Origin of the sequence: Alloalcanivorax xenomutans (assembly GCF_032810065.1) — a bacterium.
In the GTDB taxonomy this organism is placed as follows: Bacteria; Pseudomonadota; Gammaproteobacteria; order Pseudomonadales; family Alcanivoracaceae; genus Alloalcanivorax; species Alloalcanivorax xenomutans.
This window is the reverse complement of sequence record NZ_CP136538.1, coordinates 2,886,493-2,913,184: the sequence shown is the minus strand read 5'-3', so window position 1 is coordinate 2,913,184 and position 26,692 is coordinate 2,886,493. Positions and strand designations below refer to the sequence as shown.

At 63.3% G+C, this 26,692-nt stretch carries 29 protein-coding genes and 1 other RNA gene; 22 read left to right on the top strand and 8 right to left on the bottom strand.

Going from position 1 to position 26,692, the window contains the following annotated elements:
- Window position 1: 1 nt before the first annotated feature.
- The 6 genes from RYH70_RS13390 to RYH70_RS13365 all read left to right on the top strand — a co-directional run bounded on the left by RYH70_RS13390 (window position 2) and on the right by RYH70_RS13365 (window position 6,533).
- Window positions 2–1,000, top strand: coding sequence for a CobW family GTP-binding protein (locus RYH70_RS13390; protein ID WP_233925336.1), 999 nt, complete (start codon window positions 2–4; stop codon window positions 998–1,000).
- Between the two features lie 28 nt (window positions 1,001–1,028).
- Window positions 1,029–1,604 carry a DUF2796 domain-containing protein gene (locus tag RYH70_RS13385; protein WP_181950531.1) on the top strand — a complete coding sequence of 192 codons (576 nt, stop codon included), beginning with the start codon at window positions 1,029–1,031 and terminating at the stop codon, window positions 1,602–1,604.
- A 25-nt stretch (window positions 1,605–1,629) separates the two neighbouring features.
- On the top strand, window positions 1,630–2,313 hold the full coding sequence (locus RYH70_RS13380; protein WP_022997112.1) for an ABC transporter ATP-binding protein: 684 nt from the start codon (window positions 1,630–1,632) through the stop codon (window positions 2,311–2,313).
- On the top strand, window positions 2,298–3,554 hold the full coding sequence (locus tag RYH70_RS13375) for an ABC transporter permease (RefSeq protein WP_284456075.1): 1,257 nt from the start codon (window positions 2,298–2,300) through the stop codon (window positions 3,552–3,554). Before RYH70_RS13380 ends, RYH70_RS13375 begins: the two co-directional genes overlap by 16 nt.
- 92 nt (window positions 3,555–3,646) lie before the next feature.
- Window positions 3,647–4,171 (top strand): DUF3299 domain-containing protein, encoded by a 525-nt coding sequence (locus RYH70_RS13370; protein WP_022997110.1) that lies wholly within the window; start codon window positions 3,647–3,649, stop codon window positions 4,169–4,171.
- A 196-nt stretch (window positions 4,172–4,367) separates the two neighbouring features.
- Complete coding sequence (locus RYH70_RS13365; protein WP_317009250.1) at window positions 4,368–6,533, top strand: acetyl-CoA hydrolase/transferase C-terminal domain-containing protein; 2,166 nt, start codon at window positions 4,368–4,370, stop codon at window positions 6,531–6,533.
- Window positions 6,534–6,680: 147 nt separating this feature from the next.
- Here the strand turns inward: RYH70_RS13365 and RYH70_RS13360 are convergent, their stop codons facing one another.
- The 5 genes from RYH70_RS13360 to RYH70_RS13340 all read right to left on the bottom strand — a co-directional run bounded on the left by RYH70_RS13360 (window position 6,681) and on the right by RYH70_RS13340 (window position 10,509).
- A complete protein-coding gene (locus tag RYH70_RS13360) occupies window positions 6,681–7,220 on the bottom strand; it encodes a DUF4282 domain-containing protein (protein ID WP_022997108.1) in 540 nt (179 codons plus the stop codon).
- Window positions 7,214–8,251, bottom strand: coding sequence for a DUF2804 domain-containing protein (locus RYH70_RS13355; RefSeq protein WP_022997107.1), 1,038 nt, complete (start codon window positions 8,249–8,251; stop codon window positions 7,214–7,216). The genes RYH70_RS13360 and RYH70_RS13355 overlap by 7 nt, the downstream gene beginning before the upstream one ends.
- Entirely contained in the window at window positions 8,229–9,005 is a 777-nt protein-coding gene (locus RYH70_RS13350; protein WP_022997106.1) for a DUF1853 family protein, read from the bottom strand. Before RYH70_RS13350 ends, RYH70_RS13355 begins: the two co-directional genes overlap by 23 nt.
- 49 nt (window positions 9,006–9,054) lie before the next feature.
- Window positions 9,055–9,597, bottom strand: coding sequence for a PadR family transcriptional regulator (locus RYH70_RS13345; RefSeq protein WP_022997105.1), 543 nt, complete (start codon window positions 9,595–9,597; stop codon window positions 9,055–9,057).
- 234 nt (window positions 9,598–9,831) lie between these two features.
- On the bottom strand, window positions 9,832–10,509 hold the full coding sequence (locus RYH70_RS13340; RefSeq protein ID WP_317009249.1) for a hypothetical protein: 678 nt from the start codon (window positions 10,507–10,509) through the stop codon (window positions 9,832–9,834).
- Between the two features lie 181 nt (window positions 10,510–10,690).
- On the opposite strand from RYH70_RS13340, the gene RYH70_RS13335 reads away from it, so the two are divergent.
- The 10 genes from RYH70_RS13335 (at window position 10,691) to RYH70_RS13290 (ending at window position 19,334) form a co-directional block, all read left to right on the top strand.
- A complete protein-coding gene (locus tag RYH70_RS13335) occupies window positions 10,691–11,161 on the top strand; it encodes a YbjN domain-containing protein (protein ID WP_022997103.1) in 471 nt (156 codons plus the stop codon).
- Window positions 11,162–11,335: 174 nt separating this feature from the next.
- On the top strand, window positions 11,336–11,932 hold the full coding sequence (locus RYH70_RS13330) for a 2OG-Fe(II) oxygenase (protein WP_022997102.1): 597 nt from the start codon (window positions 11,336–11,338) through the stop codon (window positions 11,930–11,932).
- A 199-nt stretch (window positions 11,933–12,131) separates the two neighbouring features.
- Complete coding sequence (locus RYH70_RS13325) at window positions 12,132–12,548, top strand: Hsp20 family protein (protein ID WP_080531218.1); 417 nt, start codon at window positions 12,132–12,134, stop codon at window positions 12,546–12,548.
- 203 nt (window positions 12,549–12,751) lie between these two features.
- Complete coding sequence (locus RYH70_RS13320) at window positions 12,752–13,270, top strand: hypothetical protein (RefSeq protein ID WP_014995344.1); 519 nt, start codon at window positions 12,752–12,754, stop codon at window positions 13,268–13,270.
- Between the two features lie 66 nt (window positions 13,271–13,336).
- An RNA gene (gene ffs, locus RYH70_RS13315) (signal recognition particle sRNA small type) lies at window positions 13,337–13,433 on the top strand.
- A gap of 409 nt (window positions 13,434–13,842) precedes the next feature.
- On the top strand, window positions 13,843–15,753 hold the full coding sequence (gene dnaX / locus RYH70_RS13310; protein ID WP_317009248.1) for a DNA polymerase III subunit gamma/tau: 1,911 nt from the start codon (window positions 13,843–13,845) through the stop codon (window positions 15,751–15,753).
- A 34-nt stretch (window positions 15,754–15,787) separates the two neighbouring features.
- A complete protein-coding gene (locus RYH70_RS13305) occupies window positions 15,788–16,108 on the top strand; it encodes a YbaB/EbfC family nucleoid-associated protein (RefSeq protein ID WP_026949535.1) in 321 nt (106 codons plus the stop codon).
- Between the two features lie 12 nt (window positions 16,109–16,120).
- Window positions 16,121–16,738: a recombination mediator RecR gene (gene recR, locus RYH70_RS13300; RefSeq protein WP_022997097.1), complete on the top strand. Its 618-nt coding sequence runs from the start codon at window positions 16,121–16,123 to the stop codon at window positions 16,736–16,738.
- Window positions 16,739–16,821: 83 nt separating this feature from the next.
- Window positions 16,822–17,976, top strand: coding sequence for an iron-containing alcohol dehydrogenase (locus RYH70_RS13295; RefSeq protein WP_022997096.1), 1,155 nt, complete (start codon window positions 16,822–16,824; stop codon window positions 17,974–17,976).
- Window positions 17,977–18,191: 215 nt separating this feature from the next.
- Entirely contained in the window at window positions 18,192–19,334 is a 1,143-nt protein-coding gene (locus RYH70_RS13290; RefSeq protein WP_026949197.1) for an acyl-CoA dehydrogenase family protein, read from the top strand.
- Between the two features lie 63 nt (window positions 19,335–19,397).
- Here RYH70_RS13290 and RYH70_RS13285 read toward each other — a convergent pair whose 3' ends face one another.
- Together RYH70_RS13285 and RYH70_RS13280 are read right to left on the bottom strand one after the other, a co-directional pair.
- Window positions 19,398–20,393: a putative solute-binding protein gene (locus RYH70_RS13285; protein WP_026949196.1), complete on the bottom strand. Its 996-nt coding sequence runs from the start codon at window positions 20,391–20,393 to the stop codon at window positions 19,398–19,400.
- 259 nt (window positions 20,394–20,652) lie between these two features.
- Entirely contained in the window at window positions 20,653–21,654 is a 1,002-nt protein-coding gene (locus tag RYH70_RS13280; protein WP_022996415.1) for a lipase family alpha/beta hydrolase, read from the bottom strand.
- A 365-nt stretch (window positions 21,655–22,019) separates the two neighbouring features.
- Here RYH70_RS13280 and RYH70_RS13275 point away from each other — a divergent pair, with 365 nt between their 5' ends.
- The gene (locus RYH70_RS13275; RefSeq protein WP_022996416.1) at window positions 22,020–23,024 is read left to right on the top strand and encodes a lipase secretion chaperone; all 1,005 of its coding nucleotides are present in this window, start codon (window positions 22,020–22,022) and stop codon (window positions 23,022–23,024) included.
- A gap of 34 nt (window positions 23,025–23,058) precedes the next feature.
- On the opposite strand, the gene gpmA is transcribed toward RYH70_RS13275, so the two are convergent.
- A complete protein-coding gene (gene gpmA, locus RYH70_RS13270; protein WP_055099251.1) occupies window positions 23,059–23,805 on the bottom strand; it encodes a 2,3-diphosphoglycerate-dependent phosphoglycerate mutase in 747 nt (248 codons plus the stop codon).
- Between the two features lie 138 nt (window positions 23,806–23,943).
- On the opposite strand from gpmA, the gene rnd reads away from it, so the two are divergent.
- From rnd to RYH70_RS13245, 5 genes are all read left to right on the top strand, one after another.
- Complete coding sequence (gene rnd, locus RYH70_RS13265; RefSeq protein WP_022996418.1) at window positions 23,944–25,008, top strand: ribonuclease D; 1,065 nt, start codon at window positions 23,944–23,946, stop codon at window positions 25,006–25,008.
- Window positions 25,005–25,313, top strand: a complete 309-nt coding sequence (locus RYH70_RS13260) for a YcgL domain-containing protein (protein ID WP_022996419.1) — start codon at window positions 25,005–25,007, stop codon at window positions 25,311–25,313. The genes rnd and RYH70_RS13260 overlap by 4 nt, the downstream gene beginning before the upstream one ends.
- Window positions 25,310–25,768 (top strand): YcgN family cysteine cluster protein, encoded by a 459-nt coding sequence (locus tag RYH70_RS13255; RefSeq protein ID WP_022996420.1) that lies wholly within the window; start codon window positions 25,310–25,312, stop codon window positions 25,766–25,768. The genes RYH70_RS13260 and RYH70_RS13255 overlap by 4 nt, the downstream gene beginning before the upstream one ends.
- Window positions 25,769–25,866: 98 nt before the next feature.
- Window positions 25,867–26,229, top strand: coding sequence for a hypothetical protein (locus tag RYH70_RS13250; RefSeq protein WP_231504719.1), 363 nt, complete (start codon window positions 25,867–25,869; stop codon window positions 26,227–26,229).
- Entirely contained in the window at window positions 26,216–26,686 is a 471-nt protein-coding gene (locus RYH70_RS13245) for an HIT family protein (protein ID WP_022996422.1), read from the top strand. The genes RYH70_RS13250 and RYH70_RS13245 overlap by 14 nt, the downstream gene beginning before the upstream one ends.
- Window positions 26,687–26,692 lie beyond the last annotated feature (6 nt).

Here is a 26,692-nt window from a genome sequence, read left to right as displayed (position 1 = left end):
CATGGTGCCGGTGGTGGTGCTGACCGGATTTCTCGGCAGCGGCAAAACCACGGTGCTGAATCACTGGCTGTCCAGACGCGATGATCTGGCGGTGGTCATCAACGAGCTGGGACAGGTGGGCATCGACCAGGCCCTGGTGGGTGAGGCATCGGTGCCGGTGAGTCTGCTGGCCGGTGGCTGCGTCTGCTGCACGGTACAGGGGTCGTTGCGCACTACCTTGCGCAACCTGTTCATGGCCCGGGCCGCCGGCGAGGTGCCGCGCTTTTCCACCGTACTGGTGGAAACCACGGGCGCCGCCGATCCCTTTGGCGTCACCTCGGTGTTGGAACAGGACCGCTGGCTGCGGCGCCATTTCCAGCTGCGATCGGTGATCACCACGGTGGACGCGCGATCCGGCATGGCGGGGTTGAGCCGGCATCCCGAAGTGATTGAGCAGGTGCGTGCCGCGGACGTGCTGTTGCTGACCAAGGCGGATCAGGTGGAACCGGAACAACGCGGGCCACTGGAAGCCGCCCTGGCGGAATTGAACCCCGCCGCCGAACGGCAGTGGAGCGAGCAGGGGCGGGTGGAACCGGCGTTGCTGGATCGCGCCTTTCCACGCCGTTGCCGGGTCACCGGGCAGCTGAGCGCGGTGGCCGGCGCCGCCAGCCCGCCATTGCTCGTGGCGTCCCAGGCAAGCCGGCATCGGCTGCATGCCGCCGACCTGCGTTGGCGCGGCGCGGTGGACTATTTCGCGCTGCAGTCCTTGTGGGCGGACCTGTTGGAACGGTGTGGGCCGCGTCTGGTGCGGCTCAAGGCGCTGGTGGCGGTGGATAAACTGGATGGGCCTTTGCTGGTCCAAGGTGTGGGTGGCCAGCCATTGGAGATGTCGCCGCTGCCGTCGTGGCCCGGTGATGATGATGACAGCCGGCTGGTGTTGATTACCGATGGCGACGACCCGGCCTTTCCCGGCCAGTGTCTGGCGGCGTTCCGCGCGGCTCTGGACCGCATACGGCACTGATATTCCGCATTTGAAGAGGAGCACCACCATGCGACGGTTGGCGATAGCGATGGCGTTGAGCACTTCGGTGGGGCTGGCCCAGGCGGCGGGCCCCCATGTGCACGGACAAGGCAATCTGGACCTGGCCATGGCCGGCGGCACGCTACTGGTGGAACTGTCGCTGCCGGCGGCGGACGTGGTGGGTTTTGAACATGCTCCCCGGGACGACGATCAGAAGGCGCTGGTGAAAGACGCCCTGGCCCGTCTGGGCAAGGGCACCAATGTGCTGGAGCCGGCGCCCGCCGCCGCCTGCAAGGTAACTCGCGAGAGCGTGCACAGTGGCCTCTCCGATTCCGAAACCGAAGAGCATGATCATGGAGAAGAAAGCCCTGATCATGACGCCGACCACGACCACGACCACGACCACGACCACGGTGGCCATGCCGACTTCGAGGCGCGCTATCGCTGGCACTGCGATCACCCGGAAAAACTGGAGTGGATCGATGTGCCATTACTGGAATTCCTTAACGGTGTCACGCTCAAGGTGCAACTGGTCACCGATCAGGGCGCCCGTGCTGACAGCCTGAAGGCGCCCCGTACCCGGTTGTCCATGGACTTGCGATAGTGGGACGTGCGATGAGGGAGGCGCAATGAGCACCGAAGTGTTGCGCTGCCAGGACCTGAGTTTTGGCTGGCGTGATAGCCCGGTACTGATACTGGAATCACTTTGCGTGGCCGCCGGGGAGAGAGTGTTTCTGGGTGGCCCCAGCGGTTCCGGAAAATCCTCGTTACTGGCCCTGATTGCCGGTCTGGTGCTGCCGCAAGAGGGCTGCATAACGGTGGCCGGCCAGGATCTGGCGAGCTTGTCCGCCGCCGGCCGCGATCGCTGGCGCGCGCGTCATCTGGGCATCATCTTCCAGCAGTTCAACCTGGTGCCGTACCTGAGCGGCCTGGACAACGTGCTGTTGGCCGCCGCGCTCTCCGGCATCGGCCGCGCGTCCGGCAGGGAACGCGCCCTGGCCCTGGCGGAACGCCTGGAACTGTCCGAAGCGCTGCTGGCCCGGAAAGCCATCGAGCTGTCGGTGGGCCAGCAGCAACGGGTGGCGGCGGTGCGGGCGATGGTCGCCGAGCCGGCGCTGCTGATCGCCGACGAGCCCACCTCGGCGCTGGACGACCGCCGCCGTGACCACTTCATGACGCTGTTATTGCGTGAGAGCGAGCGGCAGAACAGCGCGGTGTTGTTCGTCAGTCACGATCAACGGCTGGCGGCGCATTTCGACCGGCATCTCGATTTACCCACTCTCAATGGAGCGGCGCCATGCTCTGGCGATTAACCCTGCGCAGCCTCTGGCATCGCCGTGCCACCCTGGTGCTGGTGGTGCTGGCCATCGCCTTGAGTACCGCTTTGCTGACCGGAGTGGAGCGGGTCCGTCAGGAAACCCGTGACCGTTTCACCAGTACTGTTTCCGGGGTGGATCTGATCGTCGGCAAACCCAGTGGCGCTCTGAATCTGTTGCTCTACAGCGTGTTCCGCCTGGGCGAGCCGGTGGCGAACATGGACTGGGAAAGCGTCGAGGCGATCACCAAGCGGCCGGAAGTGGCCTGGGTGGTGCCGATCTCCCTCGGTGACAATCTGCGTGGTTTTCCGGTGGTGGGGACCACCACCGATTATTTCCGCTACTACCGTTATGGTCGCGATGAACCACTGCGTTTCAGTGATGGAGAACCGTTCGATGACGTGTTCGACACGGTGCTGGGCGCCGGGGTGGCGGCGCGGCTGGGGCTGAAGGTGGGGGACGAGGTGGTGCTGGGGCACGGTACCGGCACGGTATCGGTGCGCCGTCATGACACCATGCCGTTCAAGGTCCGTGGTGTGCTCGCCGCCACCAGTACGCCGGTGGACCAGTCGGTGCATATTTCTCTGGCGGCAATGACCGCGATCCACCTGGATTGGGTGGCGGGCACGCCGCTGCCGGGCCGCCACACCAGTCCGGATCAAGCGCGCTCCCGCGATCTGCAGCCGGATTCGGTGACGTCGTTGCTGGTGGGGCTGAATTCCAGGGTTGCCGTGTTCCAGATGCAACGCTGGATCAATACGCGGGCGCCGGAGCCGCTGCAGGCGGTGATTCCCGGCGTCGCCCTGGGCCAGATGTGGCGCATGCTGGGAATGGTGGAGCAGGCTCTGAGGGTGATCTCGGTGGCGGTGCTCGGCGTCGCCCTGCTGGTGATGCTCAGCGCCTTGCTCACCGCCCTCAACGAGCGGCGCCGGGAGATGGCGATTCTGCGGGCCCTGGGCGCGCGGCCCTGGCAGATCGGACTATTGATGGTGGGAGAAAGTGCTTTGTTGTCCCTGGTTGGCGTGGCGGCGGGCGTTCTGTTTTTGCAAGGTGTCGCTGCGTTGGCGATGCCGGTACTGAGTGAGCGTCTGGGCATGGCGCTGAGTCTGTGGCGGCCGGCACCGCTGGAGGCGCTGTGGTTGCTGGTGGTGCTGGTCAGCGGCACGCTGGTGGGATTGATTCCGGCCTGGCGGGCCTACCGTCACACCCTCAGTGACGGGCTCACGCCACGTTATTAGGGAGCCTCTGAATCAGTATTACTATGCCTCTGGCCTTCAGGCCTTGCAGAGGCGCCGTAATACTGATTCAGAGGCTCCTTAGAGGAGAGAGTATGAGATTCGCTTTGGTGGTGGTGTTGGCGATGCTGACGCTGATGGCGCGGGCGGCGCCGGTGACACTGGAATGGGACCATCTGATACCGGAAGACTGGAACCCGGAAAAGGAAGTCAACGAACTGGCCGAGCGTATCAACCGCACCGAGGACGAAGACCCCGAGGCGATGTCGATCATGGACGACATCCAGGCGCTGTGGAACAGCGCGCCGTTGCAGCAAAGTCTGGACGACAAGGACATCCGGCTGACCGGCTTCGGCGTGCCGCTGGAGGGCGACGCTGACTATGTGCGCGAATTTCTGCTGGTGCCGTATTTCGGCGCCTGCATTCATGCGCCGCCGCCGCCGCGCAATCAGATCATCCTGGTCCGCGCCAGCGGCAAGGGCGTGCCGCTGGATGCCATCATGGGCGCCTTGCAGGTTACCGGCACACTCAAGGTGACGCCGGAAGAAACCGAGTACGGCCAGGCCGGCTACAGCATGAAAGCCAGCGATGTGAAGATTATCTCCGAGCCGTTGTATTAGGCGGCAGTGCCACACGTCGATTCGCTGCCCAGGCAGCTTCCCACAGCGGCTCCGTAGGACCCCTTTTGGGAAGCTGCCTGGGCAGCGAATAACGGTTGCGCGAAACGCTCCCTCTCCGCAAAACAATGTCTAACGTGTAGGAGCGGCCAGACGGTCGCGATATGCTGTCGGCTGATCTGAAATGATGGAGTCAGCCATGCCGCAACACATGGACAACGCCGAGCAGGCGGTGGACCGGGTTCTTGAGCTCACCGGCGGCGAGGTGCGCCTGGGACTGCCGCTGGGTCTGGGTAAACCCAATCGCTTCGTGAATGCCTTGTACCAGCGGGTGAAGGCCGATCCGTCCCTGTCCCTGGAAATTTATACTGCTCTGTCCCTGGGGCGGCCCGGTGCCGGCAGTGATTTGGAGCGGCGTTTTCTCGAACCGTTCGCCGACCGCGTGTTTGCTGATTACGAGGAACTGGATTATCTGCACGCGGTGCGCAAGGACGCCTTGCCGGAGAACATCCGTGTGTTCGAGTTCTTTTTCCAGCCCGGCAGCCTGCTGAACAGCACGGATGCCCAACGGCATTACATCAGTGTCAACTACACCCACGCCGCCCGTGACATCAATGCCCGGGGCGTCAATGTGGTGGCGCAACTGCTGGCCACGCGAGAACGTGATGGGCGGCGCCAATACAGCTTTTCCTGCAACCCGGAGGTGACTCTGGAATTGCTGCCCATGCTCAAGGCGCGCCGCGACGCCGGCGAAACCATCGTCGCGGTGGGGCAGGTGCACCATGATTTGCCGTTCATGGAGAACGATGCGTCCCTGGGTCGCTGGTTGCCGGAGATGGACATTCTGTTGGATGACGAGCAGGCGCAGACCCGTTTGTTTTCCACCCCGAACATGCCGGTCAGCCACCAGGACCATTTCATCGGTTTGCATGCCAGCACCCTGGTTCGTGATGGCGGTACTCTGCAGATCGGTATCGGCGCCCTCGGCGATGCCCTGGTGCATCACACCCTGCGCCGGCAACACCACAACGATGAATACCGTGCCCTGCTGGGGCAACTGCCGATGTCCGACAGCCAGCGGCAACTGATCGAATGTGAGGGTGGGGTGGGGCCGTTTCAGCAGGGACTTTACGGCTGCAGCGAAATGATGACCCATGGGCTGCTGACCCTGATCGATGACGGCATCATCCGCCGTGCGGTGTATGACTGGCCGGCGCTGCAACGGCGGGTGCTGGCGGACGCGGCGCTGACGCCGACCCTGGCGTTGCTGGATGATTTGCGTGAAAGCGGTGATCTGCCGGCGCGCCTCGGCGCCGACGATCTGAGCCGGCTGCGCCACTACGGCATCGTCCAGGCAGACCTGACGCTGCGCGATGGCGGCGATAATCTGTCGCTGCCCAATGGCGTGGTGGTCCCCAACGATCTGGAGCAACGCGCCACCCGCGAGGCGCTCAAGTCGGTGCTGGGCCGCCGGCTGCTGGGCGGCATCGTCATGCACGGCGGTTTCTTCCTGGGGCCGCGGGCGTTCTACCAGCGCCTGCGTGAACTGGACGACGAGACCCGCGCGGCCATCAACATGACGCGGGTGAATTACATCAATGATCTGTTCGGTGAGGAGGCCATTTGCCGTTTGCAGCGGCGCGATGCCCGTTTCATCAACAGCGCTTTTTCCATCACCCTGCTGGGCGCGGCGGTCGCGGATCAGTTGGACGATGGCCGCGTCCTTAGCGGTGTTGGCGGCCAATATAACTTCGTCGCCCAGGCCCATGAGCTGGCCGGCGCCCGCTCCATTCTGATGGTCCGGGCCTGGCGTGAGCGTGGTGGGGAAGCGCAATCCAATGTGGTGTTCTCCTATGCCCACAACACCATTCCCCGGCACTTGCGCGATATCGTGGTGACCGAATACGGGGTCGCCGATTTACGCGGGCGCAGTGACGAGGAAGTGGTGATGGCGACGCTCAACATCACCGACAGCCGTTTCCAGGCGCAATTGTTGGAACAGGCCCAGGAAGCGGGCAAGTTGCGGCGGGATTATCAGATCCCGGAGCCGCACCGCCACAATACGCCGGAAGCGCTGGAGCGCCTGGCGGCCCGGGCCGGTGCCGGGGCTCTGCCGCCGTTCCCGCTGGGCAGTGATTTCACCAGTACCGAGCAGCGCGTTCTGGAAGCCCTGACCTGGCTCAAGGCCAAGGTCAGCCAGAAGGAATACCTCAAGCTGGGCCGCAAGGCGCTGTTCCAGGACCATCACGCGGAACGCCACGGCGAGGCACTGGAGCGGATGGGGCTGGCTGACCCGGACGGCTTGCGCGAGCGGCTGTATCAGCGTCTGCTGCTGACGGCGTTGGAGGCGACGAAGCCTCGCTAGTGTGAACAGGCCCTAGTGGACGGTCGACAGCGAGAAAGGACAATAACCGGATCTTTAGCCGCTGTGGGAGCTTGCCTGCAAGCGAATGGGGCACGCCCAGGCGTTTAGCGATATTCGCTTGCAGGCAAGCTCCCACGGAAAACCGTCTCAGCGGCCGTCGCCGCCGTTGTTGTCTTCGCTGTCCTTCTCCTTGCCCGGCCGGCCACGTCCGGACAGCACCCGCCAGAACGGGATGCGGCGGGTCACCGCCACCATTTCATCCACGGTATCACCGATGCCGGAGAGCCGGTCCACGGTATCGCGCAGTCCCACCAACTGGTCGACGTGCTCGGAGATCTTGAACACCACCATGTAGAACTCGAGCAGGGCGCGCAGGGCCGACGCCATGAACAGGAACCCCAGCGGCGCGCCGATGAACAAAAAGAACAGGCCGCGCCAGGTGGAGGTCATGAACGCTTCCACGGTGAGATACAGCAGCCCCAGGGCAATGGCGGTGAGCGCCACGCCGTACACGCCGGGAATCACCTGGATGATCATGTAACGGTCGAAGCGAAAGCTCACCAGTTCCTTCCAGTACTGCACCATCCAGAACAGGCCGCGGCGCAGCTTTTCATTGAACGGATCCTGAGCTGGCGGAGTGGTAGCACCGGCTTCGGGTGTGCTGTCTTCGTTATGCGGATCTACCATTTGGCGTATTGCTCCTCGACAAAGCCGGGCTGGCCGGACAGAGACAGGGTAGTGCCATCGGGCAGTTTCAGCTCACCGTGGAACACCCCGAAAAGTTGATGGAAGTTGCTGGCGAACAGTCCCAGATTGAGGCGCTCGCGGTGTTCACCGCGCGGCTCGAAACGCAGTTGCAGACGGCCGCAACGGCTGCGCATCCGCCACGGGGCCATGAGGTCGTCCCGCTGATAGTCGAAGCTGACGCCATCGAGCTTGATCAGGCGGCCGTCCAGCCACAGGCAGTTTTCATTGACGCTGGTTTCGTTGACGCCGCAGGACACGTTCAGGCCCACACGGTGACCGTCGATGCGGGCGGAAAAACAGGCCCAGTTCCAGAAGGTTTCCCGCCGCATGTAACCGGCGGAGAAATCGTGGTGGCCGCCGACGTTGACCAGATCCGCCAGTGACCATTCACGGCCGCGCCATCGCAGCTGGCCGCGCAGGCCGACGCCGGCCACCTTGTTGGCATAGACCCAGCCGTTGACGCCGGTGCGGGTGCACAGGGACATGGGTTGGTAGCCCGCCGGTTCTTCCAGCACCACATCCAGTTCCAGACCGGCGCCGCGCACGGTCAGGGATTTCTCCCGGGCACCGTCGTCGGTGCGGTAACCCAGGGCGATGTCGATGCCGCCACGGCGGAAGCGGCTTTCACCGTTCACCGGCGAGTCCGACATGCACAGACCGCGCCCCAGCGGCGCCCGCCAGGTGTGTTCTTCCAGGATGCCGGTGGCGGGTTCGTAAATATAGAGAAAAGCCACCCCCAGGTAAGCGGTGTCCGCCAGGGCACAGCCGATCAGGAGATCGTTGCTGATCACGCCGAGATACTGGAACTGCTTGTAATGGAAATGACGGGCCCGGCGCGAGGCGGGCGACCCCATCGGCGTTCGGTAGTCGCAGGCACGGCCGTTGATGGTGGTGACGGAATCGGGGAACAGGCCGAGCCGGACCTGTCCCCGCGGCCCGACCAGCGGTTCAGGCAGGGGATCGAAGTTCATTAAAAGGCCAAGTGTCCGGCACCAGAAAGCCCGGTGCGTTGTTATCGGTGAGAATCATCACCACGGATTGTTTGCGCTGAACATAGTCTTGCAGCTCCGTGGGAGCAACCGGCGAGGTAAAATTGTCCGACAACAGTTCGGGAATGGCCCAAAAGGCCCGGGGCACCGGGCGGGCCGGGGTGTTCCAGTGCCCGGCCCGGCACCAGAACCCGCGTTGATGCCCATGGGCCGCCTGTGCCGGTGGCGGGCAGGGTGGTGTCGGGTAAAACAAGCGCCCGCGAGTCAGGGCCTGCCGATGATCGACGGGGGCGATGGGAGGTTCCGCCGCGCTCACGTCCAGGCTGCGGGGCAACTGGCGCTGAAACAGGTGCTCGGCTTTGCTTTGCAGGGTGTCGCGTGGATTGGGGCCCGGCCATTGGCCGTCGTGGCCGAGGAAGAATTTCAGCGCCAGCTCCCAGTGCAGACGCCGCCCGCTGCCATGGTCGAACAGCACCATGTCCAGCTCTCCCAAAGTGCGTCCCTGCCGGCGTAGCGGAACATTGCGCGCCAGCAGTTCAAGGCGCTGACTATGGGCAAGCAGGGCGGCCACCAGGGCCTCGAACCAGTGGCCGAGCCGACCTTGCAGGGGAGGGATGCCCGCCGCCGCTGCCCGATGCGGCCAGTCGGGGTCCTCGGTCAGGCACTGCGCCAGCAGAACACCGGCATCCTGGTCGGCGCCCGCTGGTGTGGCGAAGAGAGGCGGGGCTTGGATCAACCATTGAAACAGGCGGATCGCAGGTGGCCCCTCGAACGGGGTGGAAGGATCAGTGTTGATGGCTCAGGGCGTCCTCCAGGACTTCCCGAACTTCCTCGGCCCAGGACAGCCAGGCCTCCTGGTCGAGAATGCCCCGGCGCAGGGTAAGATGTTGAAAGCGGCTGTTCCCCTCGCTTTGTCGCTCCAGTTTTCTGGCTTCGGCTTCAAAGTTGGCGAGTCGCTCCTTGCGTTGCTGGACCAACTGATCCAGTTCACCAAGCAGGGTTTCCGGATCGGCCAGGGCTCCCCCGGCGACCTTCACCATGAAGGCGTCCCGGACCCGGGCCGGCGCCGCCGGGCGGCGCAACCATCGCACCAGTTCCTGTCGCCCCTCATCGGTAATGCGGTATAGCTTCTTGTCTGGCTTTCCGTCCTGGGGCACATGGCGGTAATGCACCATGTTCTGTTCGTTCAATTTCCCCAGTTCCAGATAGATCTGCTGGTGGGTGGCATTCCACACCAGGCCGATGCTGTTGGCGAACTCCCGCGCGAGGTCGTAGCCGCTGGCTTCTTCGTCTTGTAACAGGACAAGAATGGCATGGCGCAATGACACGGCTGGCTCCTCGTTTTCGTTTATCGGTCTCTCTACTGCGATAGTAGAGAGCGAAATTGTGCCTGCGCAATCCGTTGTATAAGCAGTTTTGTAAAAACTTAGTGAGGTTATATCCCAGCCTGATACCTAGGTAATACTTTGTTATGAAAGCGTTTTATTGATGAGTACAACGGATACATTCAGTGACGACATGTGCACAAAAAAGAGGAATAAACAAGGAAGCAGAGCACAAAATCAGAACGTCATCTGCATGCCACAATAATAGTGCACGGAATGGAGCAACTGTTGGCGCTCCAATTTGGGGATGACCTTGCCGATCACGCCGAAGCTGGCCCGACGAGTGGTATCAATGCCAACGGCGGCCACTTTACGCAAAATAGGGCCAAAATGAAGCAGGGCCACCGGTTTTTCGAAATACCAGTCCAGGGCGACCTCGGTCATTTCACGCAAATAGGCGACCAAAGCGTCGCGGGCCTCGGCCTCCCTGCCTTCATCCGCCAGCCGCCGTGCCTGGCGGCCTTTTTCCGCCAGCGCCTCGTCGATGGGGAAAGCGACGTACCAGGTGCCGCCGTCCTCCGATTGGAAACGGATGTCATCCATATAGCGGGCGGCGGCCTGATTTTGCTCCAGATCCATCTTTCTGGCGCTGCGGCCCACCACCAGGCCGGTGGCCTTGGCGATGATGTCACAGGCCATGCGGATCAGGCGGGTCTGCCCGCTGCCAAGACCGGCCATCGCCGCCGGTTTGAGGAAAAAAGTCCCCAGCGCCTCCTCGACGAAGGTCTTCATGATCGTTTCCACGGTTTCAGGCTCCGCTTTCCGCGCGCCCTCGTTCATGCGGCGGATGAAGCCGTCGGTGGTCCGGTGGAGGGTTTCGCTGGAGGGAAAAGCCACGTAGGTCGTTGTTGTCATCGTTTGCTTCCGGTCTTCAATGAACAAGGACAGAATTGGCATGTTAGCGGTTCCCGGCCGGGGTGGGCACGGCTGCGGCGTCGTCATGCCGGGCCCGGATCGGCAAACAGCAGGCGGATAGGCTCTTTCTTTTGCCCGGCGAATGCCGGATGATGCGCCTCCTGACAAATCGGAGAGACGGATGATAACGGTGGTCACTCCCGACGCGGAACAGGTTACGCGTTGGCTGCAGCAGGCGAATATCCAGCACTATATTTGCGATCAGTGCCATGGATTACACCTGAGTGAATTGCAGTCCCGGGAAGGGGTGGTGGACGCGCGCTTGTTCGTCGAGGAAGACGGTTTGCTGCTGACCACCGAGCTGGAGATTCGCCCCGGCGCCTTGTTCGCGGTGCAGGCGGAGCTTTCCGCTCTGAACATGCAATATCCGTCCCTGAAGCTGTTCCTGGACGTCAATGATGATTCCATGCCCAGGCTGGTGGCTTGCGATCTGTTGCTTGGCCGTCAGGGCGTCACCTTCGATCAGTTCATCTATTTCGTGCAGGCCACCGTGGACGGCACGGTACAACTGCTGGAAGAATGCCAGCAGGCGGGCTGGCTGTTCTGGCCCGACGAAGAGGGCGCGCCCGCGGAGCCCGGCGCGCTGCACTGAGCGTTTCCACCCAGATCAGTATCCTGGGACGCTTGAGGATGAGCGTCTCTAGACGCTTGAGGATGAGCGTCCCAGGACGCTTGAGGATTCACCGAGGATCCTTCGCTGGAACCCACAATCAGCCCTTTCGATGCGCAAGCCGGCGAGCGGCGCGCGCAGCTTATCGACAGCCTGGTGGCCCGTCATTACGCGGTCATGCCGGGCTATTTCCCCACGCCTTTGATCCGCGCCCTGCGCCGCGAGGCGTTGTTGCGTGATGCCCGCGGCGAATTTCAGGAAGCCGGTATCGGCCGGCGCGAGGATCACCAGCATGACCAGCGCGTGCGCCGTGACCGCACCTGTTGGCTGAACGGCTCGACCCTGGCTCAGTGCCGCCTGCAGGAAGAGCTGGAACAGCTGCGGCTGGCGGTGAACCGGGAGCTGTTTCTCGGGCTGTTCGATCTGGAAGCGCACTTCGCCATCTACGATCCCGGCGCTTTTTATCGGCGCCACCTGGATGCCTTTCGCGGCAACTCCGGCCGCGTGTTATCGGTGGTGCTGTACCTGAATCAGAACTGGAGCAGCGACCTGGGCGGCCGCCTGCGCCTGTGGCCGGAACCGCACAGCCGCGCGGTGGATACGGAAGTGGAGCCCCTCGGTGGCACGCTGGTGTGCTTCCTGAGCGAGCACATTCCCCATGAGGTGCTGGAGGCCCAGGCTCAACGGATCAGCATCGCCGGCTGGTTCCGCTGCAATAACACCACCGCCGAACGGCTCGATCCGCCGCGTTGAAGGACGCTGGATTTCCATCTTTACAGCGTCCGGCGAACTCCCCCTTGAAATCTTTTCACCACCCCCCATTTATCTCCCCGTGACCACAGCCGGCTGAAGTGTCACGTCCCAAACAGGCGTTCCGATGAGCGGGATGCCCGGTAAATTGTCCACCCCTTTGCCTGCGGGGAACGGGTGGTATGAATCTGGAGACGACGTGATGAATACTTTGGCACCTCTTTTTCGACACAGTGTGGGTTTTGACCGCTTCGACGAATGGCTGGACGGCCTGCGTTCCGACCAGTCCGGCGGTTATCCCCCGTACGACATTATCCGTGACGCCGATGGCCGTTATCAGGTGGTGATGGCGGTGGCCGGCTTCCGTGAGGCCGAGTTGACCGTGACGGTGCAGGAGAATGTTCTGCGCATCACTGGCAAACCCGGCGCTGAGGAGCAGCAGGGCCGAACCTGGCTGCATCGCGGTATTGCCCGCCGTGCCTTCGAGCGTACCTTCCGATTGGCCGACCACGTGCAGGTGGACAGCGCCGCGCTGAACGATGGCTTGCTGGTGGTGCATCTGAAACGGGTGGTTCCGGAATCCGAGAAAGCCCGTCAGGTCCCGATCAACAAGGATTGATACCAATATACTCAGGGGCCGGTAACACCGGTCCCTGACATTCCCTTTCGTTATCAGGCTCCCCTCTATATAGCCAACTTGTCTATTCAACGCCCTGACACCGTTGTCGGTGGCGGCGCAGAATCGAAGACACAAGCCCGGAATGCGCCGCGCCCCCTGACGGGAGAGCGCGTGATTCCGGCTGCGGACAAGGAGGCGGACCCATGAAACGCTTGTACTACGTTACCGGCACTCTCGACAGTGTCCAGAATATCTCCCGGGATCTGGACGTGACCGGGATCGACGAAGGCCGCATGCATGTTCTGGGCAAGGACTCCGGCCCGGTGATCCGGGCCCAACTGCACGCCACCACCATCTGGGAAGATACCGAGATCATGCATGCCGGTTTTCTCGGCGCTCTGTTCGGCGCGCTCGGCGGTTTCATCATCGGCTCGGCGCTGGTGGCGATGGAACCCTGGGGCCAGCAACTGGCGCTGAGCGTGGTGGTCTTCAGCACCCTTTTCTGCATGTGCTTCGGCGCCTGGTTGGGCGGCATCTACGGTATTTCCAGCCGCAACCACCACCTGCAGCCCTACTGGAAAGACGTGGAGGACGGCAACTACCTGGTGATGGTGGATGCCGATACCGAAGTCCAGGCGCGCCGGGTGGAGCGGATGATGGAGCAGCGTCACCGCGAGGCCAGGGAAGTGGGTCACGAGGACGGTTTCAGTCCGTTCAATTGAACTTGCAATGGCATAAACGTTTGGCCACAATGCGCGCTCGCCTTTACGGGCGCGTTATGGCCGACCTGCCGGTCCCCTCGCAACGATAAATCGCGCAACCCGCCAGGCCCGGAAGGGAGCAACGGACGCGGTGGACTTGTGTGCCGAGGTGCGGCTGGCGGGAAGGCCTCCATCTCCCCCTTTTCCTCACCGCGTCATCACGGCATTCTCCTCCCGTGCTGTTGCAACCCGGCCAGATTCGCTAGCATACGGCATTCGCCTAGGGCCTGTTCACACTACTGTCGTCCCACCTGTTGTGGCTAAAAAGCCACCAGTGAAGGCGCGAGGAGAGACGTTTGGTGGCTCCAAATGAACGACGAGCAACGCGCAATGGTGGCTTTTTAGCCACAACCCGAAGGGCTGGAGCTTTTTTGCCTCCAGCGTCGTTGTCGGTCACTTATTTGGAATAACCAAACCGCGTTCCCTCCGCCTGGCTGGAGGCAAAAAGGCACCCAGCAGGCGGGACGACAGTAGTGTGAACAGGCCCTGACTTATCGCTTTTGCGAAGCCCGCATCCTTTTGGCTGGAGTACCATGAGTTACCAGGTTCTTGCCCGCAAGTATCGCCCGCGCACCTTCGATGAACTGGTGGGCCAGGAACACGTTTCCCGGGCGTTGATGCACGCGCTCGATCAGGATCGCCTGCATCACGCCTACTTGTTCACCGGTACCCGTGGTGTTGGCAAGACCACCATCGCCCGCATCCTGTCCCGCTGCCTCAATTGCGAGGAAGGCGTCAGCAGCCGACCCTGCGGCGTTTGTCCCACCTGTCGGGAAATCGGCGAAGGCCGTTTTGTCGATCTGATCGAGGTGGATGCCGCCAGCCGCACCAAGGTGGAGGATACCCGTGAGCTGCTGGAAAACGTGCAGTACGCGCCCAGCCGTGGCCGCTACAAGGTCTATCTGATCGACGAAGTGCACATGCTCTCCGCGCACTCGTTCAACGCGCTGCTGAAGACGTTGGAGGAGCCGCCGCCCCATGTGAAGTTCCTGCTCGCCACCACCGATCCGCAGAAACTGCCGGTGACCGTCCTGTCGCGCTGCCTGCAGTTCAGCCTCAAGGCGTTGCCGGCGGAACAGATCGCCCGCCACCTCAAGGATCTGCTCGAGCGGGAGATGATCCGCTTCGAGGAGCCGGCGCTGCTGGCGCTGGGCAAGGCCGCGCGCGGATCCATGCGTGATGCTCTCAGCCTCACTGATCAGGCCATCGCTTTCGGCGGTGAGCAGCTGACCACCGGAGCCGTGTCCGGCATGCTGGGGACCGTCGACCGCGCTCATGTGCGGACCTTGTTGCGGGCGCTGGCCGAGGATACGCCGGCGGCGGTGCTGAACGCGCTGGCGGCGGTGTCCGAACACGCCCCGGACGAGCTGGCATTGTTGGACGAACTGGTATCGGCACTGCATGAACTGGCGGTGATCCAGGCGCTGGGCGAAGGCGATGACGCCGACATGCAAGCACTGGCCGGGGAGTTCACCGCCGAGCAGGTGCAACTCTATTATGATGTGGCTCTGCGCGGCCGCCGTGATGTGCAGGACGCCCCGGACAGCCGCGCCGCGCTGGAAATGACGCTGCTGCGCATGGTGCTGTTCTCGCCCAAGGGCGTGCTCGCCGCGGGGGAGGGCAACGCCCCGGCAAAAAAGCCTCAGCCAGCCCGTAACGACGCCCCCGCGGCGTCGGGCCCCGGCGCCATGAAGGCCATGCTTGATGGCGGCACCGCCGGTGCCAACGAGCAACCCGGGGCGCAAGAGGCCGCCACGGTGAGCGCGCCGCCGGCTCAACAGGCGGTGGCGGCAAAACCGGAGCCCGAGCCTGCTCCGGCCCCGCAGCCTGAAGTCCGCGACCAGCCTCGGAATGAATCAGAGTGTCCGCCGGAGCCGGCACCGCAGCCGGAAGCCGGAGCGGCAGCGCTGTCGCAGGCTTTGGAGACCGCGCCAGCGGCGCCCGAACCCGAAGCCGAGCCCGAACCGGAACCGAAACCGGAACCCAAGCCAGCCGCCGCCGAGCGTCCCGCACGCCAGCAGCCGGATCCCGAGCCGTTGGGCGAGCCCCGGGACGACAGCGAAATCGGTTCCTGGTGGGCGGCGTTGTTGATGCGGCTGCCGCTGGATGGCGCCGTGCGCCACCTGGCCCGCAACGCGGTGCTGGCGGAGCGCGACGAGCATCAGTGGACGCTGGAACTGAGCAGTGGCCACCAGGTGCTGGTCAACAATGAGCGCCTGGAGGAACTGGGCGGCGCGCTCAGCGATTACTTCCATCGCCGTATCCGGGTCCAGGTGCGTTACCATGAAGCGGTGGCCGGCACGCCGGAGCTGCTGGACCAGCAGCGCCGTCAGGAGCGGCTGGAAGAAGCGCGGGCATCACTGCTCGCCGACGACACCGTGCAAACGCTGATGAGCCGTTTCGGCGGCCGCCTCGACGAAGACAGTATTCGCCCCCGCGACTAGCCGCCGCCGGGGCCCCGTAACAGGTACCAAGACGATGGATTTTGACATGAACGACCTTCTCAAGCAGGCCCAGGCCATGCAGGAGAAGATGAAAAAAATGCAGGAAGACGCCGCCAACGCCGAAGTCACCGGCGAGGCCGGAGCCGGTCTGGTCAAGGTGGTGATGAATGGCCGCCATGACGTCAAGAAAGTGGAGCTCGACAGCAGCCTGATGAACGAGGACAAGGAATTCCTTGAGGATCTGTTGGCCGCCGCCGTCAACGATGCGGTGCGCCGGGTTGAGCGCAGCCAGCAGGACGCCATGAAGAACATGGCCGGTGGCGGTCTTGGTGGTTTCCCGTTCCCGGGCATGTAACGGATTGATGTTATGAAGCATCCGCCCCTGGTGGAAACCCTGATTGAAGCCTTCACCTGTCTGCCCGGCGTGGGGCCCCGATCCGCACAGCGCATGACCTACGCGCTGCTGGAACGTGGCCGCGAGCAGGGGCGTGAGCTGGCCGGTGCATTGCAGGCGGCAATGGATGGCGTCAGCCATTGCGAGCGTTGCCGCAACTATGCTGAGCGGACCAATGCCGAGCAGAATCTGTGCGCGATTTGTCTGGATCCGCGCCGGGATCCGTCGCTGATCTGTATCGTGTCCTCGCCGGCCAATGTGCTGGCTGTGGAGCAGTCCGGCGAATTCCGCGGTCATTACTTCGTGCTGATGGGCGAGCTGTCACCACTGGACGGTGTGGGGCCCCGGGAACTGGGCCTGGATGTGCTGGAGCAGCGCCTGCGTGACGGTGAGATCCGCGAGCTGATTCTGGCCACCGGCACCACCGTGGAAGGTGAAGCGACCGCTCACTATATCCTTGATCTGGCCCGGGAAGCCGGCGTCAGTGTCACTCGTATCGCTCAGGGGGTTCCCATGGGCGGCGACCTGGAGTTCGTCGACGGCGCCACCCTGGCCCAGGCCCTGCGTGCCCGCCGCCCGTTCGCGGACTGAGCGCCGGCGATCCTTATTGCACCCCCTCGATCACCATGTAACAGTCTCCTTGGCTCGGCTACACACAGAACAAGGAGAACAGCATGGCCTCGATCATATTGCCCCGTGTGCTGGAGGTGGGCGCCGGCGCCATGGCGCGCCTGCCGGCGGTACTGCAAGGGTTCGGTTGCCGTAATCCACTGATCGTCACCGATCGGATGATGGTGCAACTGGGTTATCTGGAGCGCCTGCGGGGGCTGCTGGCGGAGGCGGGCATGGGCGGCGATGTGTTCGCCGATACTTTGCCGGAGCCCACCGCCGCCTCCCTGGAAGGCGGGTTGGCGATGGTGCGCGATGGTGATTATGACGCCGTGGTGGCTCTGGGCGGCGGCAGCCCCATCGACAGCGCCAAGGCCATCGCCGTACTGGGCAGGCATGGCGGCGTAATCAATGATTACCGCTTTCCGCGTCAGGTGGATGAAGCCGGCTTGCCGGTAATCGCCATTCCCACTACCGCCGGCACGGGCTCGGAAGCCACCCGTTTCACCATCATTACCGATGAACGCACCGACGAAAAACTGCTCTGCGTCGGCGCCGCCTTCATGCCGGTGGCGGCGCTGGTGGACTACGAATTGACCGTGTCGGTGCCCCCGCGTACCACCGCGGACACCGGCATTGACGCCATGACCCACGCTATCGAAGCCTACGTCAGCCGCAAGGCCAACGGTTACAGCGACAGCCAGGCCCTGGCGGCGCTGCGGTTGATCGGCCCTCATTTGCGCCGTGCCTATCACGATGGCGAGGACCGCGCGGCCCGCGAGGCGATGATGCTTGGCGCCACTCTGGCCGGAGTGGCTTTCTGCAACAGCTCGGTGGCGCTGGTGCACGGCATGAGCCGTCCCATTGGCGCTTTCTTCCACGTGCCTCACGGCTTGTCCAACGCCATGTTGCTGCCGGCGGTGACGGAATATTCGCTGCCGGCGGCCTCGGCCCGTTACGCGGATTGCGCCCGCGCGCTGGGGTTCGCCGGGCTGGATGATGACGATGCCCGCGCCAACGCCAAGCTGCTGGATACCCTGGTGGCGATCAACGATGAATTACAAGTGCCGACGCCGGCGGGCTTCGGCATCGACCGCGACCGCTTTTTCGAGGTGCGCCACACCATGGCGGAACAGGCCCTGGCCTCCGGTTCGCCAGGGAATAATCCGCGGGTGCCGGAAGCCGAGGAGATCGTGCGGCTTTATGAGGCGCTTTGGTGACCCGGGCTCTGCATCCGTGCGCATCGAATCAACCCTGAACCACGAAGCCGCTGTGGGAGCTTGCCTGCTGGCGAATCCCGGCCTTCCGTCGTTGACGAATTCGACCTTCAGATTGCGCATTCCGGTCTTTGTCCGGCCAGGCGGGTTTTGCTACCTTGTGAACCAAGCAAGCGCTAGGTATGGCTGAGGCCAAGGCGACAATCACAGGAGGTTCCGTGTCCGCACTCGATTATTTCAATGACACCCACCGGATGGTTCGGGAAACCGTCAAGGCCTTCGTCGAGCGGGAGATCCGCCCGCACGTGGATGAATGGGAGGAGGCGGGGACTTTTCCCCGTGAGCTGTACGTCAAGGCCGCTCAGGCGGGGCTATTGGGGATTGGCGCGCCGGAGCGTTGGGGTGGCACCGGCGAGGATGTGTTCATGAAGGTGGCGGCCTGTGAGGAGATGGTGCGCTGCACCTCCGGGGGCGTCGGCGCCAGCCTGGGCTCCCTGGACATCGGTTTGCCGCCGGTGTGGAAGTGGGGCAGTGAAGCGCTGCAGGAACGGGTGGTGCCGGCGGTGCTGGCGGGGGAGAAAATCTCCGCGCTGGCGATTACTGAGCCTGGCGGCGGTTCCGATGTGGCGAACCTGCGCACCCGGGCGGTCAAGGACGGTGATCATTACCTGGTGAACGGCTCGAAAACCTTCATTACCAGCGGTGTGCGCGCGGACTATTACACCGTGGCGGTGCGTACCGGGGATGCGGGGTTCGGCGGTATCAGTCTGTTGCTGGTGGAGAAGGGCACCCCCGGTTTCACCGTGGGCAGACAGTTGAAGAAGATGGGCTGGTGGGCGTCGGACACCGCCGAGCTGTTCTTCGAGGATTGCCGGGTGCCGGTGGAGAATCTGATTGGCCCGGAGAACGGCGGTTTTTACTGCATCATGAGCAACTTTCAGATGGAGCGTCTGATCCTGGCTGTCACCGCCAATATGACCGCCCAGGTGGCGTTCGAGGAAGCGCTGGCCTATGCCCGCGAACGTCAGGCGTTCGGGCGACCGCTGGCCGGTTTCCAGGTGACCCGTCATAAGCTGGCGGAAATGGCCACGGCGGTGAAAGCGAGCACTGAATTTACCTATCGGGTGGCGGCGCGCATCGCCGCCGGCGAGGATTGCGTGCTGGATGTCTCCATGGCCAAGAACCAGGCCACCCAGTGCGCGGACCGGGTGACCTGGGATGCGGTGCAGATCTTCGGTGGCAGCGGTTTCATGCGCGGCACCGTGGTGGAACGGCTGTTTCGCGACAACCGTATCCTCTCCATCGGCGGTGGTACCTACGAGATCATGAACGAAATTATCGCCAAGCGGTTGGGGTTGTAGGGAGTGTCGGTTATACGCCAATCGCGGCTCACGAGCCGCGATTGGATCGTCCGCCTACGACGTTCAGGTGCATTCCGCCCGTGACGGGTTGAGCTTGCAGCGAATCCGTTTTTGCAGGTTGAGCATGTCGGCATTGTAGAATCCCTGTTGCTGCAACTGAGCGCGGGCTTCCTGCATCATGACTTCGTATTCCTGCTTGTCGGCGTCGGGAATCTGTACCCACCACTTCTTGTTGACCGCCTCGGCCTCACGGTCCAGTTGCTCGATCACCCGATCCAGAGTGTTGTAGAAGTACTCGCGGGATTTCTGCGCCATCTCTTCCGGGAAACGGGCCTTGTTGCCGATCAACTGAATCGAAAGCTGCATCAACGGATAGTCGATGATGCCGCCGTCCGGGCTCAGGCCTTTGTAAAGCTCCAGTATTTCGTAGGCGATCAGGGGGGCGGCGATCACGTCGACCACGCCGTTATTGAATTTGGTGGAGAAATTGGTGATGTCCGAGGACACTGGCGTGGCGCCCACCTGAGCCACCATGATGGCCTGGGTTTCATCGAACTCCAACACGGCCACTTTCTTGCCCGCGGCCTTGGCCAGCGAATTGATTTCCCGATCGTTGACGAAGATATAGGCAGCGCCCGCCGGTGCCACGCCGAGCACTTCATAATCACCGCTGGTCATGGGTTTGGCGCTGCGCGGATCGGACAGAACCTGCAGCAGCACTTTCATATGATCCATGGTCGGCAAGCTGCCGATGGAATCGATGGTGCCACTGTATTGATTGAACTGGCGGCCTCGCAGGCCGGTGATCAGGGAAGCGTCGCAGACGCCGGCCTTGAGATCCTCGGCGGCGATGGCTTCATTGGTGTAAGCCACCAGTTTGGCTTTCAGCCCCCATTGCAGCGCGGCGGTTTGCCAGTCCTTCATGGCGGTCATCACCGGACCGACGTTACCGGCCAGATCGAACACGCAGATACGCCTCTCGATCGGATCGGCGGCCTGGGCCAAGGAGGTGGTCAGGGTGGCGCACAACGCCAACACAACGCGAAGACTTCTTATCATGGTTATTGTCCTGCTTTTAATTAAAGTTGGATCATCCCTAAGAGACAGATCATGGCGGTGGCGGGCATCACCGCTCAATACCGGAGCGACAGCCGGCGACGGCGCCCCGGTCTTCAAAATGACGGACGCTTCGGCAGGTGCGTAGACCGTGTTATTGAGGGCGTCCTTGGGAAGACGGCCACGCCGGCGTGGTTACCTCCGGCGTGGCCGTTGCGACTCTGAACCGCTGACTCGGAACTGCCGGTTCAGAACTGCCGGTTCAGAACTGATAGTTCCTGAGCCGGTTGGCATGCTGGCGATAAAGGGTGACCGGGTCGGTACTGAACAGATCGCGCAGCCCGAGAACCTGGTTCACCTCATCCAGATGGTTCATGCGATAGTCGTCGCGGATCACCATGCCCAGGTGGCTGGAGCAACTGCTCACCAGCCCATCGTTTTTCTCGCCGAGAAAAACAATGGAAGTGGCGCCGAGCAGGGCGTCGGAAGGGTCGAGGAAATTGGTCAGCGGTTTGGCCCCGCTCCAGGAGAAGTAAGAGACACCATTGCTGCCTATCCTGGGACCTTCGCCGCAATACTCGCTGGGCATGCCTTCCGGATACCGCTGATTGAAGGCGATGGTCTCCTCGGTGGTGAGCGCCTTCAAGGCCGCCAGGATGTCCTGTTCATTGCCGCCACCGGAGAACAGATCGATCAGCCCGGCCAGGGCATTGCCGAGAAAGCCGATCAGGTCACCGCTGAAAGGCACGTCGTCCACCACGCCCTGCAGCACGTCCGCCAGCCGGGCGCCCCAGTTGACGCCGCCAACACCGGTGGCGGAGGCGACCATGTCCGGGTAGACCGAGGCCACGTAACGGATGGTGGGGCTGCCGTGGCTGTGACCGATCAGGTTGACCTTCTCGGCGCCGCTGATGGCGAGAATATCCTCCACCTGTCGTGCCAGTTGCTCGCCGCGCACCTCGGTGTCCTGGGCGGCGGCGACCTGGGCCACGTAGACTTCGGCGCCGCTTCGTCGCAGTTCCTCGGGGATGCGATACCAATAGTCCACGCCGGCGGCGGTGTCGAAGCCGAACAGGCCGTGCACCAGTACGATGGGATAACGGGTTTCAGTGTAGTCGTCGGCATGAGCGGCGCCGGCCAACCACGCGAGCAGCAGGATGCCGAGCAGAGCCCTCAGCGGTTTTACTCCAAAAAATCGCCGGGAGCGATTTTTGACGTCGCGGCAGTGACGGTCCGGAGGATGGCCGCCATGGACGGCGGCCACAAAAAAAGCCCTCAGCGGTTTTGTTCCTGAGAAAGCGCTCAGAGGAGCTGCTCTCAAAAGAGTCTTTATTGACGTTTTCATAAGCTTCCCTGTTTATCTGTTGTTTTCGGAATCTTTTGTCGAGCCCGTGGCGGATGGACCACAACATCAATCGCGCCGCGCTCTTTCTTGCCAATGACCGATTCCATCGGCCACCCTTTACCAAAGGAACCCGATGGGTTCCGGACTGTTCGCCAACAGCCTGCTATGATCCTAACCAGAGCGGAACAGGTGTTCACTAATAAAAATGTCGTAATCCGACGAGCGGCACTTGCTGTCAGAGCGGCGGTGTGCGGGTCGGTAACGGTTGTCGTCGAGGACTGAACGTGAGCAAAGGACGCGTATACACAATCCTGATCGTGCTGCTGGCGCTGGCGGGCCTGGGCATGTGGGGATGGTCTGGCGAAGGCGATGGCTCCACGCCCGTGGCGGCGGCGCGCCAGGACCCGCTGCCTGCATCGGTGACATCGGTATTGCACGATTACGCCGTGCGTGGCCGGGAACTGGCCGACTCGCCGCCGCCGTCCTGGCGCGGCACCCGGCCGGATGGGGCTCTGGCCGAGGACGAGAATGGCAACCTGATCATCAACGAAGCGTTGCGGCGCCGCTTCGACTATGTGTTGTCGGCCTTGGGCGAAGAGGACCTGGAGACACTCAAGGCGCGCCTGGCGGCGGATTTCGAGGCGCGGCTGTCGCCGTCGGCGGCGGCCCGGGCCTGGGCGCTGCTGCAACAGTATCTGGGCTATCGCGAGGCGCTGGCGGAACTGACACCGCCGGGACAGGATCCGGCCGCGCTGCGCCAGAGTCTTGAACAACGTCAGGCATTGCGGGACCGCTTTTTCGACGCCGTCACCGCCGAGGCGTTTTTCGGCTTCGAGGACCGTTACGCGGACTTCGCCTTGCAGCGGCGCCGCATTCTTGAGGACGAGGACCTGGACGAAGCCACCAGGAGTGAGCGTCTGGATGCGTTGGAAGCCACCCTGCCGCCGGATTTGCGTGAGCAGGTGCGTGCCTCGCGGGAACCGATGCGAGTGCGTGAGGAAGTGCGGGCGTTGCGGGAGCAGGGGGCATCTCAGCGGCGGATCGACCAGTTGCGTGAGCAGCGGCTGGGCCGGGAGGCGGCGGACCGGCTGGCGGAGCTGGACCAGCGCCGGGCACTTTGGCAGGCCCGTTATCAGGATTACCGCGAGCAGCGCCGCGCCATTCTGGAAAGCGGTCTGGCGCCGAGCGACCAGCAGGCGGAAATAGAACGGTTACGGGAGCGTCTGTTCGAAGCGGGGGAACGGCGCCGGGTGGAAGTGCTGGACCGGAATCCGGCGCCGGATTCCTGAATTCCCCGGCGGCGGGCGCCACCGGGGGAGGCCGTCAGGCTTTGCCTTGATTGGCCACCGCTTCGGCCGCGGCCGCGGCGGCTTCGGCGTCGCCCAGGTAGTAGTTTTTGATCGGCTTCAGATCGTCGTCGAGCTCATACACCATGGGAATACCGGTGGGGATATTGAGCTTGACGATTTCTTCATCGGAAATATTGCCCAGGTGTTTGACCAGGGCGCGCAGGCTGTTGCCGTGGGCGCAGATCAGCACTTGCTTGCCGGCACGAATATCCGGTTCGATCACGCTCTGGAAGTAGGGGACGAAGCGGGCCACGGTGTCCTTGAGGCTCTCGGACAGCGGAATCTCGGCGTCGCTGAGACCGCGATAAACACGGAAACGGCCCGCGTAGCGTTCGTCATCGCGGTCCATCGGCGGCGGCGGCGTATCGTAGCTGCGGCGCCAAACCAGTACTTGTTCGTCACCGTATTTGGCGGCGGTTTCCGCCTTGTTCAGGCCCTGCAGGGCACCGTAGTGGCGCTCGTTGAGGCGGTAGTCACGCACCACCGGGATCCACATCTGATCCATGGTGTCGAGGATTGTCCACAGGGTGCGGATGGCGCGCTTGAGCACGGAAGTGTAGGCGATATCGAACTCGAAGCCCGCTTCTTGCAGCAGATCGCCGGCGGTTTTCGCTTCCGCCCGGCCTTGCTCGGTGAGATCCACGTCCTTCCAGCCGGTGAAACGGTTTTCCTTGTTCCAGACGCTCTGTCCGTGGCGGACCAGTACCAGTTTCGTGCTCATGGTTGATTCCTGTGCGGTTTTCAAGGCGCGCCAAGGTTAGCAGAAAGCGGATTGCGGGCACACCTCCAGACGCCTCCGCATGGAGCCGGCGGGGCCTTGCCCGTATAATGCGCCCCATTCGGACGAGCCGGGAGCGGCATGAGCTATATATGGTGTGACAAAGACGAGCAGATCCAGGACTGGGCGCCGCCGGCGGGGCCGCTGTACCTGGATACCGAGTTCATGCGGGATCGGACCTACTGGCCACGGCTGGCTCTGGTGCAGGCGCACGATGGCGACGCCATCCGTCTCATCGACACCACCGGGGTGAGCGCGCCAGTGTTGGGTGCGGTGCTGACGGATCGGTGTCTGGTGATGCATTCCTGTTCCGAGGATCTGGAAGCCTTGCAGTACTTCACCGGCGAATGCCCGGAGCACATCGAGGATACCCAGATCGCCGCCGCCCTGGTCGGCGAGGATATGCAAATGAGCTACCAGCGGCTGGTGGAACAGCAACTGGGGGTCGCTCTGCCCAAGGGCGCCACCCGTACCGATTGGCTCAGGCGGCCGCTCAGCGCCGAACAATTGAGCTACGCCGAGGACGACGTGAAGTACCTGCCCGAAGTGACCGGCCGTTTGCGCGAACGTCTCCGCGCCCTGGGCCGGGAAGCCTGGTGGCGAGAAGAATGCGATCGTCTGGTGGCGGACGTGCGCCGGCGCGGGCAGGGCGGTGAGCCCTGGCATGCGGTCAAAGGCGCCGGGGTGTTGCAGGGCGAGGAACTGGCCGCCCTGGCGGCGCTGGCGCGCTGGCGTGAAGAGACCGCGCGGCAGCGCGATCTGCCGCGCAGTTTCGTGCTCAAGGACCCGGTGATGCTGGAATTGAGCCAGCGCCGCCGCCTGGACCGGAGCACGCTGCAATCGCTGGGATTGCACCCCAAGCTGATTCAGCGCGACGGCGAGCGGATCATCGCCTGCCTGGAGCAGGGCCGCCGGGAAACGCCGCCGCGGCCGCTGCCGGAACCGCTGGCCCGGTCGCAGCGGGATCAGGTCAAGCAATTGCGCGACCGGGTGACCGCTGTGGCCAATGATCTGGGATTGCAGCCGGAGGTGCTGGTGCGGCGCCGCTGGCTGGAAGCGCTGGTGCGTGATCCGGAGTCCTTGCCCGAGCCGTTGCGCGGCTGGCGCCGGGAGCCGGTCGCCGAGCCGTTGTTGGAGATGCTATGACGCTGCAAGGCAAGTTGTTCTGTTCTATCTACCGGAGCAGCCGCCGGTCCGAGATGTACCTGTTCGTGGCCCGGGCCACTGGTCTGGACGCGGTGCCGAAGGTGTTGCTTGAGCAATGCGGCAAGCTGGTGCACGTCAGCGATATGATCCTGGACCCCAAGCGGCCGCTGGCGCGGGCGGATGTGAGCAAGGTCATGGATGAAATACGCGATAAAGGGTTTTATCTGCAGATGCCGCCGCCGCCGGACGAGGATCTGTTTCTGGCCGCCGGCCACCCCGACAATCCGCGCGGAAAGCCGTCGTGACGCTGACGGACCCGCCTTTGCGCGACCGGTTCTGGACGCTGCCCCTGGGGCAGCTCAATAGCCGGGAATGGGAAGCGCTGTGCGACGGTTGCGGGCGCTGCTGTCTGGTCAAGCTGGAGGACGAGGACAGTGGCGAGGTGGTGTTCACGGACCTCAGTTGCCGCTATCTCGATACCCGCCGTTGCCGTTGTCAGGTGTACGCACAGCGACGGCGCAAAGTGCCGGGTTGCCTTCAGGTAACCGAGGAGATGGCCCGGTCCGACTGGCTGCCGGCCAGTTGCGCCTATCGGCTGCGAGCCGAAGACAAACCGCTGCCTGAGTGGCACCCGTTGCTGTCCGGAGATCCGGGCTCGGTACGTGCCGCGGGAATCAGTGTTGCCGGCCGTGTGGTTCCGGAAAACCGGGTTGCGGAGCGGGACTGGGAAGACCATGTCATCCATTGGGTGGAAAACTGATGCGGACGGACCCGATAGAGAGGCGAGCTCGGGACGTATAGAATGGCTCTAAGAGCCTGTGTAGGCTTGAGAGCGTGAATGGGCTCCAGGGAGTAACTGTGACAACGAATGCCTATATGATGGGATGGCTGGCTTACGTTTTGGGAAGTCTGGGAGTGCTGGTGGTACTGTGGTATCTGACCCGCCCCCTGATGTCCTGGTTGAAAACCCTGCTGCGGGGGCTGGCGACCGCCGTACTGCTGACCCCGTGGCCAGTGGCGGCGAATCAGGAAGAATGGGCGCCGGCCTGGGTGGTCAGTCTGTTCGACGGCCTGTTCGCCGGTAACGACAGCGGTCCCTGGCGGGCGGTGGCGCCGTTGGTGGCGGTGCTGCTGGTGGCGTTTATCGTTGCCTTGCTGGAGTCCTGGCGCCAGCGCCGCAAAGCGGTGGCCGGGGCCGATGAGGATTATGACGACGACTGACTGCATTTTCTGCCGGATTCTGAACGGGGATGCCCCCGCCAGCGTGGTGTACCGGGATGAGCGGGCCGTGGTGTTGCTGGACCTGTTCCCGGTCCGCGAAGCCCATTGCCTGGTGATTCCGGTGGCGCACCATGCGCTACTGGAAGAGCTGGAGCCGGATCTGGCGGCCCACCTTTTTGAACTGGCGCGGCGCACCATCCGTGCGCAGAAGCGGGCGGGGCTGGATGTCAAAGCTCATAACGTGGTGGTCAATGATGGCCGCGAAGCCAATCAACACGTACCCCATGTCCATCTCCACGTGATCCCCCGCCGTGGCGGCGATACCCTGGCCACGGCCCTCACCTGGGGGACCCGCATGATGAATGTGTTCGGCCTGTCGAAACGGCGCCATCGTCTGGATCGCCTTGCCGGTCTGCTGGCCGAGCATTTCCCAGGTACTGAAAGCTCCAGGTACTGAACCGGG